The organism is Rhizobium leguminosarum bv. viciae, assembly GCF_012276115.1.
Taxonomy (GTDB): domain Bacteria; phylum Pseudomonadota; class Alphaproteobacteria; order Rhizobiales; family Rhizobiaceae; genus Rhizobium; species Rhizobium leguminosarum_T.
The window spans coordinates 74,342-90,906 of record NZ_WIEU01000008.1 but is presented as its reverse complement, the minus strand read 5'-3'; the positions used below and the strand labels follow the sequence as shown (position 1 = coordinate 90,906).

At 60.6% G+C, this 16,565-nt stretch carries 14 protein-coding genes; 10 read left to right on the top strand and 4 right to left on the bottom strand.

The window, feature by feature from the left end; translation table 11 throughout:
• Positions 1-21: 21 nt before the first annotated feature.
• Entirely contained in the window at positions 22-531 is a 510-nt protein-coding gene (locus GFM02_RS16330) for a nuclear transport factor 2 family protein (RefSeq protein WP_131642986.1), read from the top strand.
• Positions 532-723: 192 nt separating this feature from the next.
• Here the strand turns inward: GFM02_RS16330 and GFM02_RS16325 are convergent, their stop codons facing one another.
• Entirely contained in the window at positions 724-1,290 is a 567-nt protein-coding gene (locus GFM02_RS16325) for a TetR/AcrR family transcriptional regulator (RefSeq protein WP_017957028.1), read from the bottom strand.
• A 132-nt stretch (positions 1,291-1,422) separates the two neighbouring features.
• Between GFM02_RS16325 and GFM02_RS16320 the strand changes: the two genes are divergently transcribed.
• From GFM02_RS16320 to GFM02_RS16305, 4 genes are all read left to right on the top strand, one after another.
• Positions 1,423-2,280, top strand: a complete 858-nt coding sequence (locus GFM02_RS16320) for an alpha/beta fold hydrolase (RefSeq protein ID WP_168322178.1) — start codon at positions 1,423-1,425, stop codon at positions 2,278-2,280.
• A 264-nt stretch (positions 2,281-2,544) separates the two neighbouring features.
• On the top strand, positions 2,545-3,285 hold the full coding sequence (locus GFM02_RS16315) for an SDR family NAD(P)-dependent oxidoreductase (RefSeq protein WP_017957030.1): 741 nt from the start codon (positions 2,545-2,547) through the stop codon (positions 3,283-3,285).
• Positions 3,286-3,412: 127 nt separating this feature from the next.
• Positions 3,413-3,814, top strand: coding sequence for a RidA family protein (locus GFM02_RS16310; RefSeq protein WP_128406154.1), 402 nt, complete (start codon positions 3,413-3,415; stop codon positions 3,812-3,814).
• Positions 3,815-3,939: 125 nt separating this feature from the next.
• Positions 3,940-4,284, top strand: coding sequence for a hypothetical protein (locus GFM02_RS16305; protein ID WP_131664146.1), 345 nt, complete (start codon positions 3,940-3,942; stop codon positions 4,282-4,284).
• Here the strand turns inward: GFM02_RS16305 and GFM02_RS16300 are convergent.
• Genes GFM02_RS16300 through GFM02_RS16290 form a run of 3 tightly spaced genes read right to left on the bottom strand, consistent with a single transcriptional unit; the run spans position 4,245 to position 7,484 of the window.
• On the bottom strand, positions 4,245-5,237 hold the full coding sequence (locus GFM02_RS16300; RefSeq protein ID WP_168322177.1) for a DUF1254 domain-containing protein: 993 nt from the start codon (positions 5,235-5,237) through the stop codon (positions 4,245-4,247). The two genes, GFM02_RS16305 and GFM02_RS16300, sit on opposite strands and share 40 nt — an antisense overlap.
• 19 nt (positions 5,238-5,256) lie before the next feature.
• A complete protein-coding gene (locus GFM02_RS16295) occupies positions 5,257-6,657 on the bottom strand; it encodes a DUF1254 domain-containing protein (RefSeq protein ID WP_168322176.1) in 1,401 nt (466 codons plus the stop codon).
• A gap of 26 nt (positions 6,658-6,683) precedes the next feature.
• On the bottom strand, positions 6,684-7,484 hold the full coding sequence (locus GFM02_RS16290) for a hypothetical protein (RefSeq protein WP_168322175.1): 801 nt from the start codon (positions 7,482-7,484) through the stop codon (positions 6,684-6,686).
• A gap of 585 nt (positions 7,485-8,069) precedes the next feature.
• On the opposite strand from GFM02_RS16290, the gene GFM02_RS16285 reads away from it, so the two are divergent.
• From GFM02_RS16285 to GFM02_RS16265, 5 genes are all read left to right on the top strand, one after another.
• A complete protein-coding gene (locus GFM02_RS16285; protein ID WP_168322174.1) occupies positions 8,070-9,806 on the top strand; it encodes a hypothetical protein in 1,737 nt (578 codons plus the stop codon).
• An 83-nt stretch (positions 9,807-9,889) separates the two neighbouring features.
• A complete protein-coding gene (locus GFM02_RS16280; RefSeq protein WP_168322173.1) occupies positions 9,890-12,490 on the top strand; it encodes an SH3 domain-containing protein in 2,601 nt (866 codons plus the stop codon).
• 33 nt (positions 12,491-12,523) lie between these two features.
• Complete coding sequence (locus tag GFM02_RS16275) at positions 12,524-13,504, top strand: SphA family protein (protein ID WP_168322172.1); 981 nt, start codon at positions 12,524-12,526, stop codon at positions 13,502-13,504.
• Positions 13,505-13,513: 9 nt separating this feature from the next.
• Positions 13,514-14,749, top strand: a complete 1,236-nt coding sequence (locus GFM02_RS16270) for an alpha/beta hydrolase (RefSeq protein ID WP_168322171.1) — start codon at positions 13,514-13,516, stop codon at positions 14,747-14,749.
• Between the two features lie 169 nt (positions 14,750-14,918).
• Positions 14,919-16,565, top strand: coding sequence for an arylsulfatase (locus GFM02_RS16265; protein ID WP_168322170.1), 1,647 nt, complete (start codon positions 14,919-14,921; stop codon positions 16,563-16,565).

Genomic DNA, 16,565 nt, shown 5'->3' with positions numbered 1-16,565 from the left:
ACTTAGAAGGAGGAATATACGATGTCTATCAATGCGCACGCTAAGAAGTTGTCTAAAGCCGAGCCTGCATCCCCCAAGTCACCGTTGGGGGTATTGCAGTCGATCCTGTCGAACCCGACTGACCTGGATTTCGTAAAACAATTCACGACGGACGATTTCATTTATGTTTCGCTGAACTATGAGCACGCGGAGCTGAAGCGGATCATGCCTTGGGCCGGTACCAACGAAGGTACCGAAGGGCTGGTTCAGACTTTTATCGATGTCGGCCGTTACTGGACGACAGACAACTTCGAAATTCAGGACAGCTTCGAAAATAAGAACGGAGCAGCGATCTTCGGCACGTTCACCTACACATCAAACGTTTTGGGCAATACGGTGACGTCGCCCTTTTCGGTTCTGGCGCGCGGTGAGAACGGCAAGCTGTCTTATGTGCAGTTTATGGAAGATACTTTCGCAACGGTCCGCAGTTTCAGAAACGGTGGCGAGTATTCCATCAAAGCGAACCCAGACGGGTCCGAAATCACTGTCTGAATGTAGGTCTGCCTCGCGGCAACGATCACTAACTTGATGTAATAGGTTTCGGGCAGCAAGTAATCGCTAGGCGAACTGAACGAAACTTCGGTCAGTTTTCGGCAAAACAACGCCGAAAAAACAATCCTGATCCTGCATGCGCTTGCTCACCTTTCGCAGGAGCGATGGCGCCTAACCGGCACGGCTTAGGCGTTATCGGCTAGACAGTGACTTCGCAGCGGCTGCATTTTTAGCTTCTTCGATGGAAAGGCGAACCGCTCGTTTCATGGCATCCTTCTCGCCGAATATCGCAACAAAAGCCGTGGCGCCTTCCAAACGGGCTAACGTGTCAGTCGCAATGTCGCGAGCTACATCGACAGGCATGGCGCGGGACAGGATGCTCGACAGATGATCGCGATGCGCTTGAAAAAATGCTCGAACGGCATGCTTCGCAATCGGGGTCTCGTCACTTGTGCCGTAGGCTAGATGCAGACCTACGCATCTGCCGCGATCAGTGAGAGTGGTCGCGATAAATTCGATGACCTCGACGAATTCATCATCCCATTGCCCGGAGGCTGAGTCTCTTTGACCGAATGTCTCTTGCAAAGTGAGATCAAGTACCGCCGGAACGAGAGCTTCCTTATTGGGGAAGCGGACGTACAGCGATGATTTCTTCAGGCCCACGGCATCCGCGAGGTCATTCATCGACGCGCCTGCATAACCTTTTGATCGAAACAACTCCCTCGCAGTCGATACGATCGTTTCTCTCATGACTTTCATACGTCTTCTCCTCGCCAGGGTTCTCCGCATTTGATACAGGAAATCTAAGGGGTTGACAACCGACCGTTCGGTCGTATTTTACCTTCATTCGCGACTGTTGGTTTGTCGAATCCTTTGAGAAGGAGTTCTAAAATGGCCGTAAGCTACAAAACGCAACAGGTACAAGACGTCGAGGTTTTCTACAGAGAGGCCGGTTCAAAGGAAGCACCAGTCCTTCTTCTGCTCCACGGTTTTCCGTCATCCAGCCACATGTTCCGTGATCTGATCCCGCTGTTGGCAGATCGATACCGCGTCATCGCACCAGACCTTCCCGGGTTCGGTCGAACGAGTTCACCTGCACGTGGAGAATTCCCTTACACATTCGATAAACTCGCCGCTGTCATGACGGGCTTCACAGAGGCACTCGGCCTCAGCCGCTATGCACTTTACGTTTTCGACTATGGTGCACCGATCGGGTTCAGGATGGCGACGGCCAATCCGGACCGAATCTCCGCCATCATCAGCCAGAATGGCAACGCCTACATCGAAGGGTTCAGTGATGCATGGACTGCGTGGGAGGCATATTGGCGTGACCCCTCCGCTCAAAACAGAGAGGCATGTCGGGCATCTCTGTCTCCTGAGGTGATCGAGAACTGGCAATACCGCACCGGGACATCAAAGGAGCGTCTTTCACCCGATGGTTATCAACTTGATATCGCGTTCATGTCGCGGCCGGGTGCTGAAGACATTCAACTGGATCTAATCCTCGACTACAGAACAAACATCGACCGGTATCCGGAGTTTCAGGCGTATTTTCGGGATCACCTGCCACCGTTCCTGGCGGTCTGGGGCAGACATGACCCAGCATTCGTACCCGCGGGTGCTGAGGCCTATAAGCGTGACCTGCCCACCGCGGAGGTCCATCTGCTCGATACCGGCCATTTTGCCTTGGAAACACATGCGGATGAGATCGCTCAGTTCATCCGGAGCTTCCTGATCAGACATGTCTAAGCTCGATACGACTGTCGTCGTCGGGCTTGGCTCAAGTGGCCACTGAAAAGCGGACAATCGCGAAGCTTCACGGGGAGGACAGGTACGGGTTTTACGACCTATTCCAAGTGTTCCTGTTCAAGCAACGGAGTTTTGCACGTCTGGCACCTACAGGATGCCAGCAATCCCCGCGAAATAGTGTTCGCTTGTTCGGTTGGATCCGACGGTGTCCTTCGCAAATAACTTGAAACACATCAACTTATCCTGGTGGAAAGGAACAGATACATGATCAATCTTGAAGGCAAACGCGCACTGGTAACTGGCGGGTCGCGAGGCATTGGTGCTGCGATCGCATTGGCGCTGGCAGAAAACGGCGCGGATGTCGCGTTCACCTACCAACGCTCCGCCGAAAAAGCCTCGAAGGTAACCGAAGCGATCGAAAAGATGGGGCGTCGCGTGGCTGCAATCCAAGCGGACAGCGCCGACCCCGAGGCAATTGCTAGCTCAGTAAGCGAGGCCGTCTCCGCTTTGGGGGGGCTAGACATCCTTGTGAACAGCGCCGCGATTGGCCACAACGGCATGATCGTCGACCTGGATGTCTCAGCGTATCAGACCTTGATGGATGTCAATGTACGAGCTCCGGTCCTGTTCGCGAAAGCCGTCATCCCGCATCTCGGCAAAGGCGGCCGCATCGTCACAATCGGCTCGGCTCTGGGCGAGCGGGTACCGTTTCCCGGCATAACACCCTATGCAATGTCCAAGGCAGCACTCACATCCTTCACACGCGGTCTTTCGCGTGAACTTGGTCCAAGTGGTATCACCGTCAATCTCGTGCAACCCGGAGCAACCGATACTGAAAGCAACCCGGCGGACGGCCCGGCTGCAGACTTGCAGAAAAGCTTGACCTCCTTGGGACGCTACGGCGAACCGCGGGAGATTGCCAACGCTGTGGTATTTCTCGCAAGCCCGGCCGCGAGTGTCATCACGGGCGCTATTCTCACCGCAGACGGCGGTGCAATCGCCTGACTTGCTCGTGCAAGATTCTGATGGAGCGATGGTGCCCACCTTTTCGATCGCCCGGACTAACCGGCAACACACCATCTCGGTGGGCGCCATCTCCATGCTTATACCTTCCTCACAATAGGAGACCTCAATGGCAAAGCCTGAACTTTTCGTCACGGCCGGATACGGGCAGAAATTCCATGAGCTTTTGCACTTTTCACAAGCGCTCAAGATTGGTGATCGCATCGAGATCTCCGGCCAGGGCGGATGGAACGATGAACTCGAAATTCCGGAGTCAATCGTGACCGAGATCGAGAGAGCATTTGAGAATGTCCGGCGAACCTTGGCCACGGCTGGCGCGGACTGGAAGGATGTCGTCCATGTCAACTCTTATCACGTCGGAGGCTTTCCACCGATCGTGAACGAAACGATTGCCGGTCTTTTCCGTGAGTACATGCCCGATCGAGCTCCGATCTGGACGCAGACCGGTGTGGAAGCCCTTGGGCTCCCCGCCATGCGAATTGAGATCCGTGTCACTGCCATCCTGGAATGACTCTGGCGCCTACCACGGCTGCATTACGATGCAAAGGCTAGTCGCGTTTAGCAACGACCGACCCATGGCCAAAGCCTGTGACCGCCTTAATGCAATCAGAATCTCAGCATCCCAAGGAGAATGTAGTGAACACCGACAGTTGCCCCATTCCCACACCGCAGGAGCGCTCCTTCCTAGCCATCCAGCAAGCGGCCGAACAGACGATGCTTGAGAAGGTGTCACGCGCCATCTCCGATGCGACAGCCGAAGTCACGAGGAACGTGCAATACGCTGGTTTGGAATTTGAACCGACCAGTGAAGGCTACTTCATGTTCGCGGTTCAGCAGGCAACATTCGTGCGCCTTTGCGGAGGCAATCCGGATACGCTGCGGGGAGGAAACCCGGAGGTTGGCGAACATGTCATTCGGAACTGTCGCAACATCATTGATACCTATTGGAAGAGCCACACAGCACAGACCACGGTGCCCTGAAAAGCACTTCCCTGTCCCAGGCAATCGGTCAGCCGCGGGGCCATGCTGAGCGTCTGAGCCATCAGAAAGCCCACGTCCGCCGCTTCCGTCAGGATCTTCTTCTGCCGGTCGTCCGGCTTGAAGGGCTTCCCTTTCTCGATGCCAAGCGGCTTCAGCATCGCATGGAAGAAGCGATCTCGTTCCTCGACCGGTTCTTTGTCGAAAGCGTCGGAGAGGAATTCCCAGTAGCCGAAGCCTTTCGGGGCGATCGAATTAAGCGGTCGGTCGCCAGCCCGGACCACACGCGTTTCAGGAGGACGCTCGGCCTTAGACAGCGGGTAGACCTTGATCCGAGCGAGCGTGTCCACCGCCGACTTGGTGTCTCCGTCCTTTACGAAGGCGCGGCCGATGAACATCGTCTGGTTCGTCTTCGACTTCGCGGCGAGATAGCCGTCTGGAACGGGGCCGTCGTAGCCCGGCGGCAGCAGCAGGAACTTACCACCCTTGCCCTTGTCGGGACCGAACGGACCGACCTCCACAACCGGTCGTTGCCAGAAATCGTCAATCACGCCGTAGACGCCGACGGGGGAGTCGATGACGACGGGCCCGTCCCGCTCAAGATCGGTGAAGACGGCCGCGTAGATGGTGGTGTTGTTGCCCGTAAGGGCGCTGACGACCGGGGTCGTATTTCCATCAACGAGCCCGACGTCGTTGTAGTCGACGCCCCAGTCGCGTGTGTTCGCTAACCTTAGCGCCTCCATCGCAACGAGCGGCGTCGCCCATATGTAGGCCTGCGTGGCACGCTGGAAGTCGAGCTCGTCATAGAGCTTGCCCACGGACTTCGTGCTCGGATATCCTCCTTGCAGTTCGACAGGTCCGATATGCGTCCTGACCGGCCCGGTTAGAACGTCCTTGGCAGAGGCCGTTGTGCCTATGACCAGCGCGGCGGCGGCTGCGACAACGAAGCTTCTCATGTTGGTCCTCCTTGCGCTTCTAGCGCATCCGCTCGAGATCCGGGAGCACCCAGCTCTTGTCGAACAATGCCTTGGTGGGAGCGTAAAGACGGAACATGACTTCGAACTTCCGCTCGGGATCGGTCGGGATCCAGTTCGCCTCCTCCCCTTTCGGTGCCTTCGGACCGAGGAAGATATCGACCGTGCCGTCCTTGTTCTTCTTCAGGTCGGCGATCTGGGACGACCGGCTGGCGCGGTCCATGTTTCGGATCAGCGCATGCGTTTCCCGATCATAGGCGGTCAGCGACCAGTACTGCTTCACGGGAACGTCGGCCGGAACGGCCAGCCGGTATGTCTTGGAACCGTCGAAGTCATAACCGGCCTTGTCCTTGATGGAGATCAGGTAGAACTGACCGGTCCCCATCCGCTTGAGGCCGACGAAGGCGTAGCTGTAGGCGACGCCGCGCAGATCGACCGGATAGGCTTCGGGCTCGTCATATCCAGCCTGGGCGCTCTTCACCAGTTCGGGGCTGCCCGCGAAGTTCCACCGGCTGTTTTCGTAGAAGGGGACCAGCCCGCTATCGTACTTCTCCGCGAGCCATTCCTTGCCCTCCTTCACGCCTGCTTCGAGCTGTTTCGCAACCGCCGGCGTTGGGGCAAATGTCTTACCCTTCTCGATGCCGAGCGACCGGAGTTGGTCGATCATCGCTCGGTCGCGCGATAGCCACGGTTCGTACTGCACCACCCGGTCGAGCGACTTGAAGAAACTTTCGTCGTATTTGATGGTGGAATCGAAGACGATGTCCTTGGCGTCGGTGAAGACCGTCTCGGGTGGGTTGCCAGCCTCCGACAGCGGATAGACCTTCAGTCGCTTGGCGTATTCGACGGACTTGGCAATGTCGGCGTCGCTATGGCTGGCAAGGTTCGATCGCAGAAGCGCGTACCCGCCGAAGGTATCGGACTGGAGCGGGATGTACCCGTTCGGGACCTTGTCCTTGTATCCCGGCGGAAGCACAAGATATTTGCCGCCCTTGCCCTGGTCGGCGCCGGACGGGCCTGCATCTTCAAGGGCCATCTGCCAGACATTGACGATGTTGCCGTTGATCGAGCCTCCCTCGGCGGGGGGCACCTCGATCACGACGGGACCCACGCTCTTGGTGTCGGTGAATGCCATCAGATAGATGGCGTCCGGATTGGGCGTCAGGGTCTGGTTGTGCCAGTCGAGCGGTCGCGACCAGTAGAGGATCTGGTTCACCTTGCCCTTCGTCTTGGTCAGCATCTCCTGGAGCATCAGGTCGTAGTTGACCGCCGGGATACCCCAAATGACGGCCTCGACGGCGCGCCGCTCGACCGTGCGGGACGCCAACTCCTCAGGAGTGAACGCTGCGGCGGTGGTCGTGGCGGCCGAAAGCATGAGAAGCGCAAAGACCGTTTTCAGCATGGGATGCTCCTGAATTGCGTCGGATGTTACCGTCCGACCGGAAACTGGAAATTGACGCCGGCGAAGATCTGCCAGCGAGGCGCACCCGGTCCGTCGTGCCAGACCGTATACTGAGGCTCGAGGAAGGCGTTCATCGTCACGCCCTTATCGAGCTGGAACACCTTGCCGACGCCCGCGCCCATGGGGATGTAGGAGTTGCCGCTCTCGAGATTGAAGTTCCACGTTGCCGACGAACGCAGATACCAGCCGTCCGACAGGTTGATGTTGAGGATCGGCTGGAAGGTCAGAAGGCTGACATCCTCCCGGTCGTCCACGCCGGCGAAGGACGCCTGATAGGTCGCAAGCGCGCCGAGGAGTCCCCACCTTTGAGGTGCGACGACGACGCCCGCCGCTCCGATCTGCCATTTGCCGCTTCCAAGGGACTCGTCCGTGGCTGTGGGAACGACGAGGAGCGGGCCAACGCCGAGGGTGACATCTCCATGCTTCGGCAGGATGAAGAGATCCATCAGCGTGAGGTCACCGAGCCCCGTGACATATCCGCTTGGAACGTCGGGGGACGTGGCGATCGGGAGTGTAAAGCGAAGAAGCTGCGGCAGCCCGAACATGTCCGATGGGATGAGACCGCGCAGCAGAAACTGGTTCGCCTCGGGCTCTCCCGGCGTGTCGATGAAGCTCGGAATATAGTAGTCCTGAAGGTTGATGGTGATCTTCGGCGTCAGCGGGTTATTGGCCTCGTTGACGGCGTCGTGCGCCTCCTGGGCTAGCACCGGAGGGGCGACGAAGAGAGCTACAAGCCCCAACGAAACGTTGGAAAAGAACGTGCGCATAGAGCCTCCGGATGGATCGCCGCCACTGCAGCACGAAACCTTCTTGCGGCCCAGTCCGTAACTGTAACAACGCGGCCGCCGGCAATAGGAGCGGATCATTGTTACAGTAACAATCTCGCTTTCTTCGATTGACTGAAGCGAGAATGGAAGACAGCCCGCCCCTCCCGCACGGCTCCTATAGATAAAGGAAAGCCTGCAAGAAATGGATACTGTTCGCGACGCAGCACACCGAGGACTGTTGAAGCTGATGCTGCGGCTCCCGGCAGTGCGCGGGCAGCTCCAAGTCCTATGGCGGACGGACACTTCGCTTGAAGCACTGTGCGAGGCCTACGAGGCTGCGACCACCACTTTCGAACGTCTGACGCGAAAGTCGAGCGCAGGAGAGGATGGTCTCGTTGAAGAGTACCGCAACGTGTGCCTCGAGCTCGAAAAGGACATCCAGACCCGCTGTCTCGCGCCGACGGCGCGAACAAGATGAGCCCAACGGCAAGTATTTGTTGACCATGCAAGCAAACGAGATTGCAACTTTTGGTGACATCGCCCATATTCGCCTCTGCTTATGGATCGACGGGCGTGAGGTGCGGGATGGCAGCGAACGGCGTGAGCAGCGGGGCACGCTTGGTCTCCGAAGACAGGGCGCGTGTTGAAACGGAGCGGCTGTTGGCCGATCCAAGGCTCCATGTATCCGACAGGCATCGGGCCTTCCTGCGTTACATCACAGACGCCCTTTTCGAGGGGCGCAGCGACACGGTCAAGGCCTACTCCGTCGCGATCGACGTATTCAACCGGCCGGCGTCCTTCGACCCCTCATCCGACCCGATCGTCCGCATCGAGGCGACAAGGCTGCGTGAAACCCTCCAGAAATACTATGAGGATCTTGGCGACGAACCGGGCGCGAGGCTCGACATACCCCGCGGTCGCTATGTTCCGGTGTTCGTTGAACGCGACCATCCGCCCTGCCCGCTGGCGGAATTGGAAAGCGTCGACGAGAATGCGTCCTATGCGGAGCCTTCTCCGGATGCCGTCGTATTGCCGACCGCAAAAGCTCCGGCGGTCTCTGCGACCGGGTGGCGCTATCTAGCGGCGGGTTTGATGGGGCTCTGCGTGGTCTGCCTGGGCGCATACGGCGTCGTCAACAGCGTGGGTCCCTCCCCCGTCCACACACAGAAGCCGTTCGTCGCGCTGTCGATAAACGCCTCGCAAAAAGACAGGGCGGCTGGCGAAGCGGTCATGGAAGATCTCGCCGTGTCCCTCGCACGTTTTGGCACCGTCCGGCTAAAGTCCGGTCCCTCCGGCTCGAGAGTTACGATGGAGCAGAGTTTTTACGACATCAAGATGCGTTACGCCGAGGACGAGAGTTCGGTCTCGCTGTGGTGGCAGGTCGCCGACGACACAAGCGGCGAGGCCGTGTGGACCGACGAGGAGCGGCGTCCGGTCGCGGCCGGAACGCGCGACGAGGCGATGCGCGACCTGGTCTTTGCAGTCTCTCGAAGGCTGGCAAGACCGGCCGGAATCATCAATGCGATCGAGCTTAGGCGCAATCTACCGGCGTCGACGATCGGCAACGTGTGCGTCCTCAGAGGCGAGTTCGCAGTCGAGCAACGCGACGCCGCCGACCTGAGGGCCGCCCGCTCATGCCTGGCGGCCACGATCGCTGCGGACCCCACGGACTCAGATGCGATGGCGACGCTTGCGCGCGTCTTTGTCTGGATCGGCCGCGCAACCGGCGACGACAGTTACTTCGGCCGGGGCCTGGAATTGGCGAACCGGTCAGCGACGCTCTCGCCGTCCTCGCCAAGAGCGGCATTGGCCCAACTGGGTGTGCAGTATCAGCTCGGACAGAACGAGATCTCGATAGCGGCCGGCCGCCGCGGCGTTGCGCTAAACCCTGAGAATGCCGACCTGCACGCCAAGCTTTCGATGGTCGTCTTCCTTACGGGGCACTGGGAAGAGGGCGTGCAGCTTGCCAGACACGCTGCGGAGATCGCCGGCCAGCCCATTCGAGATGCCAGCTTCGTCTTGATCCTCGACGAATACCGCCAGGAACGTTACGCGCAAGCCGTGTTCCTCGCACGGCAGGTTCCGGCATCGGACGCGCCGACGACGGTTTTGAAGCTGGCCGCCATCGCCCGCCTCGGCGATCGGCCGGTGACGGAGCAGGAGATAGCCGCAGCCCGGTTGCAGCATCCCGATCTCGATCGGACGGTCGCCGCGATGTTCTCCGGAGCGCGCTACGACAGTAATCTCAGGGACGCGTTGCGCGCAGGCATTCTGGAAGCCGGCCTCAAGATGCCCGAACTCGCCAGCAACGGCGCGATGTAACAGTAACATCCTTGTCCGACAGGCTCCGATGGCATTCCTTCGACGGGTCCGCAGAACGCGGGCGATGACGTCGAAAGGCCGCCATGATGCGCAAGCTGCTTGTCTTCTCAGTCGCCTCCACCTTTCTTGCAGGCAACGTGCTGGCCGATCCTGCGGTCGTGACTGCGGCCGTCAATCTGCGTTCAGGACCGGGCACCGGGTTCGCGGCGGTCGGAAAGGTTCCGGAGGGCACCCAGATCGATCTCAAGGAATGCGATGCGAGCGGCGCTTGGTGCGCGGTTGATTTCGGGGGGCAAAACGGCTTCGTCAGCGGGCGTTATCTCAGCCAGGCTTCGGCCGAGACCCCGACATGGCCGAAGACGTTCACGGCGGATGACGGGGCGGCGCTGACCCTATTCCAGCCGCAGGTGATCGACTGGCCGAACTTCACCAAGCTCGACGCTCTCATCGCCGCGGAACTCAAGCTCTCGAAGGACGCCCAGCCGGTCTACGGCGTGATCGGCGTCACGGCGAAGACGGTTGCCGACGACGAGACCGACAACATCGTGCTGACAGACGTCCAGACGACCGCGGTGTACTTCTCGACGCTTGACAAGGAGCAGCTTTCAAAACTGGCGCTCGGCGTCGGCAGGATCATGCCGACGGATCCGATAATGGTCTCGCAGGACCGCCTTACGGCGAGCCTCGCCGACTACAAGCGGCTGAACGATGTCTCCGGGCTCAAGGCGGATCCGCCGCCGATCTTCACGAGTGAAACCTCCGCCATTCTCGTGCAGACCGACGGGAAGGCAGTGGTTTCACCAGTCAAGGGCGTGCAGGGCCTCTCCTTCGTCGTCAACACCAACTGGGACATCTTCCAGACCGATGCCGACAAGGCCTACTATCTCAGGAGCGAGAATAACTGGCTGACGGGGACGAGCCTCGACGGCGAATGGACGGAAGCCGATGCGCTGCCATCCGAGATATCCAGCCTGCCCGACGACGACGCATGGAAGGGCGTGAAGGCGGCCCTGCCCCCGGTGAAATTCGGCGAAAGCGGAGTCCCCAGGGTCTTCTATTCGGACGTGCCGGCCGAACTCCTCTTGTTCGAAGGAAAGCCCGCACTGCAGAAAGTGTCCGGCACAGGACTGGAATGGGCCTCGAACACGACCAGCGACGTCTTCTACCGCCCGTTCGACGCGACATGGTACGTGCTGCTTTCGGGCCGCTGGTTCTCGGCGCCGTCGCTCGACGGGCCCTGGACGTTTGCGACGCCGAACCTGCCTGCCGACTTCCAGAACATTCCGCAGGACGCGCCCTACTACGCCGTCCGAGCGTCGGTGCCGGGAACGTCGGAAAGCGCCGAGGCGCGCCTAAAGGCGAGCATCCCTCAGATGGCCCGCGTCGCGACCGACGGAACCGTCAAGGTCGACGTCGCCTACAGCGGCGATCCGAAGTTCGAGACAATCGACGGCACCAGTCTCTCCTATGCGGTGAACTCGAACGAACAGGTCATCAAGGTCGGCGAAAAATATTTCGTGCTGAAGGATGGGGTCTGGTTCGTCGGCGACACGCCGGCCGGACCCTTCGAAGTGGCGAAAGCCGTTGCGGACGAAGTCTACAAGATCCCGGCGTCTTCCCCCGTCTACAACGTCACCTATGTCAGGGTCTACGACACGGAGCCTGATGCCGTCTGGTACGGCTATACCGCGGGCTACCTCGGGGCCTATCTCGCATGGGACGCCCTCGTCTGGGGAACCGGATGGGCCTACCGGCCCTGGTGGGACTTCGGCTGGGCGGGCGGTTACTGGCCCTATTATCCCAGGCCCGTCACCTACGGGGTCGGCGCCTTCTACAATCCTGCCTTCGGCACCTTCGGCCGCTACGGCTACGCCTACGGTCCCTATCGCGGAATCGCTGGCGGGGCGGCGTATAATCCGCGCACGGGAACCTATGTCCGCGGCGGCGCGATCTCCGGGCCGGCGGGTTCGCGCGGCTTCGTCGCCGCATTCAATCCACGGACCGGAAACGCCGTCGCGGCGCGCGGCGGGACGAACGTCTACGGCTCGTGGGGCACGGCGGCCGTCAAGCACGGCGGCGAGTTCGCCCGTATCAGCGGCGGGTCCACGGGGAATGCCGCGGGTCTGCACTGGCGTAACTCCTCGGGCGATCGCGGCTTCATCGCCGGCGGCAAGGGTGGCGACATCTATGCGGGGCGCGACGGCAACGTCTATCGCCGCGAGAACGGCGAATGGCAGAAGCATACGCCCGATGGCTGGGATCCTGTGAACCGACCAGCTACCGAAGGGCTGAAAATCGCCGGCGAGCATTTCTCGTCGAAGCATCCGGAGGCCGCCGACCGCATCCGCCAGAACGCTCCCGAACGGGCGCAAGACATCCAGGACCGGGTGCAGAACAATCCGGCCGCGAAGGAACGAGTCCAGAACCGGGTCCAGACTCACCAGAGCGCCGCTCCTCGGCGGCAGGTCCGCGAACGCGCCCCCGACAATCTCGGCGTCGACCGCGTCGCTCGGCATGTCGGCAACCAGCGCGATCTATCGCGAAGCTACGGACGCCGCGACATCGGCCAGTTCGGCGGCGGACGGCAGATCGGCGGCGGTGGTGGCGGCCGCGAATTCAGTGGCTCCCACCGCGGCGGTGGCGGCTTCCACGGCGGTGGCGGCGGGCACTTCCGCAGACGCTAAGACTCTTAGAAATCTTGGAGATTGTGAACTTCGATGACCTCTGAATTTGGCAGACGCCTGGCCTTCGTCGCAGCGACGACGTTGCTTCCTTCGCTTGCGATGGCGGCCGAGGGCGGCGCGGGCTTCTATCTGCTTGGCGCAAAGCTTCCCGCAAGTGCGATCACGCCGCCTCCCGGCGTGTTCTTCTCCAACGACATCTACATGTACACGGGGGATCTCGGCGGTGGGAGCGCGCTTCCTTCCGGCGGTCGGCTGGCGGTCGGCGTCGAAGGATCGGCCATCATTGAGGTGCCTACCATGCTCTGGATCCTTCCGGAAGATGTGGCGGGTGGTCACCTCGGGCTGACGCTGACCGTCCCTGTCGGCTGGAAGAATACCGACGCCGACGTGACGCTGGCGGGACCACGAGGCGGAACGGCGTCCGGATCGATTTCCGATCCAGTCTTCACCGTTGGTGACCCAGTCGTTGGCGCCCTCCTTGGCTGGGAGACCGGGAATTTCCATTGGCAGACCAGCTTACTGGTCAACGTGCCGATCGGCGACTATCAGGATGGCGAGATATCGAACATAGCCTTTCACCACTGGGGCGCCGACGTCTCGGCAGGCGTGACCTGGCTCGATCCGACGGTCGGCCTAGACCTGTCGGCGGTGGTCGGCATGACGTTCAATGCCGAGAACCCCGCCACCGACTACCGCACGGGCAACGAGTTCCATGTCGAGTGGGCGGCCGTCCAGCACTTCAACGAGCAGTTCGACGCCGGCCTCGTCGGCTACTACTACGACCAGGTGACCGGCGACAGCGGTGCCGGTGCGTCAAGCGACTTCAAGGGGCGCGTCGCGGCCATCGGAGCCACCATTGGCTGGACGTTCAAAGCGGGGGAAGTGCCGATATCGACCCGGATCAAGTATTTCCACGAATTCGCCGTCGAAAACCGCGCCGAGGGAGACGCCGTCTATCTGACGATCTCGATGCCCTTGTCGATCACCAAGCCGATGAACATCGCGGCGCAATAAGGATCGATCATGTCCCGGGCGACATCGCTTCGACTGATCGCGCTGCTGGTTCTCCTGCCGGGGCTTTACGCCTGCGGACACCCGAGCGGCGTCATGCAGCCTGTGGCGCTGACTGCGACGGCGCCCAGAACCGCGCAGGTCGACATGCTGGTCGCAACGACCAGACAGCCGTCGGGCGATCCGGCCACGCTGTTCAACGGCGAACGAAGCCCCAAGCCCTTCATGACCGACGTCGCGGTGTCCATTCCACCGAAGCGCGAGCCGGGCACCGTCCAGTGGCCACAGCGGCTGCCGCCCAACCCCGCCACGGACTTTGCCGTCACACGGGTTAAGCAGATCGACACCATTCCTGAAGGCCGCGCATGGTTCCGACAGCATATCCAGGGCGGGCATGCGCTGGTCTTCATCCATGGATTCAACAACAAATACGAAGACTCGGTCTTCCGTCTCGCCCAGATCGTCCACGACAGCGGCATGCAGGCGACACCGATCCTCTTCACCTGGCCGTCACGCGCGCAGCTGACCGGATACGAATACGACAAGGAGAGCACGAATTATTCGCGCACGGCGCTCGAGCAGTCCCTGCGGGTCCTCGCCGCCGATCCTGCCGTGAAGGACATCACCATCCTCGCGCATTCCATGGGAACGTGGCTGGCGATGGAATCGCTGCGGCAGATGGGCATCCGCGACGGCCACGTCAACGCCAAGATACACAACGTCATCCTTGCTTCCCCCGACATCGACATCCAGGTGTTCGCCAAGCAGTTCGTCGAGATGGGAGACCCGAAACCGAAGTTCACCATCTTCGTCTCCCAGGACGACCGTGCGCTCGCGGCGTCGAGCTTCATCACCGGCAATGTGTCGCGGCTCGGCGCCATAGACCCGTCGAAGGAGCCTTACCGGTCCCGGCTGGAGAAGGCAGGGATCACCGCGATCGACCTCACGAAGGTGAAGACCGGCGACAGCCTCCACCATGGCAAGTTCGCCGAAAGTCCCGGCATCGTCCAGCTCATAGGCCAGCGTCTGATGACCGGGCAAACGCTCACGGATTCCAACATTTCTCTCGGACAGGGCGTCGCCGCCGTCGTGGGCGGGACAGCGCGCGCCGTCGGCACGGTCGCGGGCGCTGCGGTCGCAGCACCACTGACCATTATCGAACAGCCGGCAAGAAGGCAGCAGCCGACAGGAACGGAGCTGGAAGACAGCCTGCACAACGATCGCCAGTCGAAGCCCCTGACACAATAGCAGGCTCGGGTGGGGCGGATTGTTACCCCCGGCTGCCCGCAATGTAACTGTTACAAGCTTACCCGCTCGCCGCGCGTGACGCAGTATCCCGGCGTATAGGAACCCGACGAAAACTACGCATTCCGCCTGACAAGCCCTGACGCATTCGCAAGTAGAAAGGAACCTCGTGATGAGTACGCCCATCCACCGAAGACTTCTTGCAGCCACGGCCGCGGTCGCGATGACCATGACCTCGACCGTCATCGTCGCGCCCGCCTTCGCACAGCAGGCCGCGCCCGCGACGGCGACACCGCCCGCCACGAGTGAAAATTCAAAGCCGAACATCCTCGTCATTTTCGGCGACGACGTCGGGCAGACCAATATCAGCGCCTATTCCTTCGGCGTCGTCGGCTACAAGACGCCGAACATCGACAGCATCGCCAAATCAGGCATGATGTTCACCGACTACTATGCCGAGAACAGTTGCACGGCGGGCCGCTCGACCTTCATCACCGGCCAGACATGCCTGCGCACCGGTCTCTGCAAGGTTGGCGCACCCGGTGCTCCGGTCGGCCTGCAGGCCGGCGACATCACGATCGCTCAGGCGCTGAAGCCCCTTGGTTATGCGACCGGGCAGTTCGGCAAAAACCATCTTGGCGATCGGGACGAATATCTTCCGACCAAGCACGGCTTCGACGAGTTCTTCGGCAACCTCTACCATCTGAACGCCGAGGAGGAGCCGGAAGCGCCCTATTGGCCGAAGGACGACGCCGAGTTTCTGAAGGCTTATTCTCCGCGCGGCGTCATCAAGGCGTCGGCCGACGGCAAGATCGAGGATAGCGGCCCGCTGACCAAGAAGCGGATGGAAACCATCGACGACGAGACCAGCGCCGCGGCGATGGACTTCATGGACCGCCAGGTAAAGGCGAAGAAGCCGTTCTTTACTTGGATGAACGCGACCCGCATGCACGTCTTCACGCACGTGCGGGAGTCGATGCGTGGCCAGAGCGGCATGATCGGCAACGAGTATGCCGACGGTATGGTCGAGCATGACCAGATGGTCGGAAAGATTCTACAGAAGCTGGAGGAACTAGGGGTCGCCGACAACACTATCGTTGTCTACACGACCGACAACGGGCCGAACCAATGGTCCTGGCCAGATGCCGCGACAACGCCGTTCAGGAGCGAGAAGGACACGAACTGGGAAGGCGCATTCCGCGTGCCCGCCATCGTGAAATGGCCGGGCCACATCCAGCCGGGCCAGGTCTCGAACGGCATGATGTCCGGCCTCGACTGGTTTCCGACACTGCTTGCGGCCGCGGGTGATCCCGACGTCAAAAGCCGCCTCCTGAGTGGCTGGAAACCGGAAGGAAGTGCCGCCAGCTTCCGCAACCACCTCGACGGCTACAATCAGCTCGACTACCTCACCGGCAAGACCGACAAGAGCGCTCGCAGCGACTTCTACTACTTCGACGACGACGGCGAACTGGTTGCGACGCGTTACGACGACTGGAAGGTCGTGTTCAAAGAGCAGCAGCTCCCCGGCGGATTTGCGGTCTGGCAGAACCCACTCGTCACCTGGCGGATCCCGAAGCTGTTCAATCTCCGCATGGATCCCTACGAGCGGGCCGACGTCGTGTCCGACCAATATAACGACTTCGTCGTTCGCAACGACTACCTCCTTGTAAAGGGTCAGTTGCAGGGCGCTGCCTTCCTCGAGACGTTCGTCAAATATCCACCGAGCCAGCGGGTCGCCAGCTTCAACATCGAAGGAGTGCGCGACCAGGTCGACAAGGCGATCGACCAGTCCTTCAAGGATCGCGGCATCGAGAAGTAG

Bases quoted from the DNA above. Each gene is read 5' to 3' on its own strand.
- GFM02_RS16330 (WP_131642986.1), top strand. From the start codon at position 22: ATGTCTATCAATGCGCACGCTAAGAAGTTGTCTAAAGCCGAGCCTGCA.
- GFM02_RS16325 (WP_017957028.1), bottom strand. From the start codon at position 1,290: ATGAAAGTCATGAGAGAAACGATCGTATCGACTGCGAGGGAGTTGTTT.
- GFM02_RS16320 (WP_168322178.1), top strand. From the start codon at position 1,423: ATGGCCGTAAGCTACAAAACGCAACAGGTACAAGACGTCGAGGTTTTC.
- GFM02_RS16315 (WP_017957030.1), top strand. From the start codon at position 2,545: ATGATCAATCTTGAAGGCAAACGCGCACTGGTAACTGGCGGGTCGCGA.
- GFM02_RS16310 (WP_128406154.1), top strand. From the start codon at position 3,413: ATGGCAAAGCCTGAACTTTTCGTCACGGCCGGATACGGGCAGAAATTC.
- GFM02_RS16300 (WP_168322177.1), bottom strand. From the start codon at position 5,237: ATGAGAAGCTTCGTTGTCGCAGCCGCCGCCGCGCTGGTCATAGGCACA.
- GFM02_RS16295 (WP_168322176.1), bottom strand. From the start codon at position 6,657: ATGCTGAAAACGGTCTTTGCGCTTCTCATGCTTTCGGCCGCCACGACC.
- GFM02_RS16290 (WP_168322175.1), bottom strand. From the start codon at position 7,484: ATGCGCACGTTCTTTTCCAACGTTTCGTTGGGGCTTGTAGCTCTCTTC.
- GFM02_RS16285 (WP_168322174.1), top strand. From the start codon at position 8,070: ATGGCAGCGAACGGCGTGAGCAGCGGGGCACGCTTGGTCTCCGAAGAC.
- GFM02_RS16280 (WP_168322173.1), top strand. From the start codon at position 9,890: ATGATGCGCAAGCTGCTTGTCTTCTCAGTCGCCTCCACCTTTCTTGCA.
- GFM02_RS16275 (WP_168322172.1), top strand. From the start codon at position 12,524: ATGACCTCTGAATTTGGCAGACGCCTGGCCTTCGTCGCAGCGACGACG.
- GFM02_RS16270 (WP_168322171.1), top strand. From the start codon at position 13,514: ATGTCCCGGGCGACATCGCTTCGACTGATCGCGCTGCTGGTTCTCCTG.
- GFM02_RS16265 (WP_168322170.1), top strand. From the start codon at position 14,919: ATGAGTACGCCCATCCACCGAAGACTTCTTGCAGCCACGGCCGCGGTC.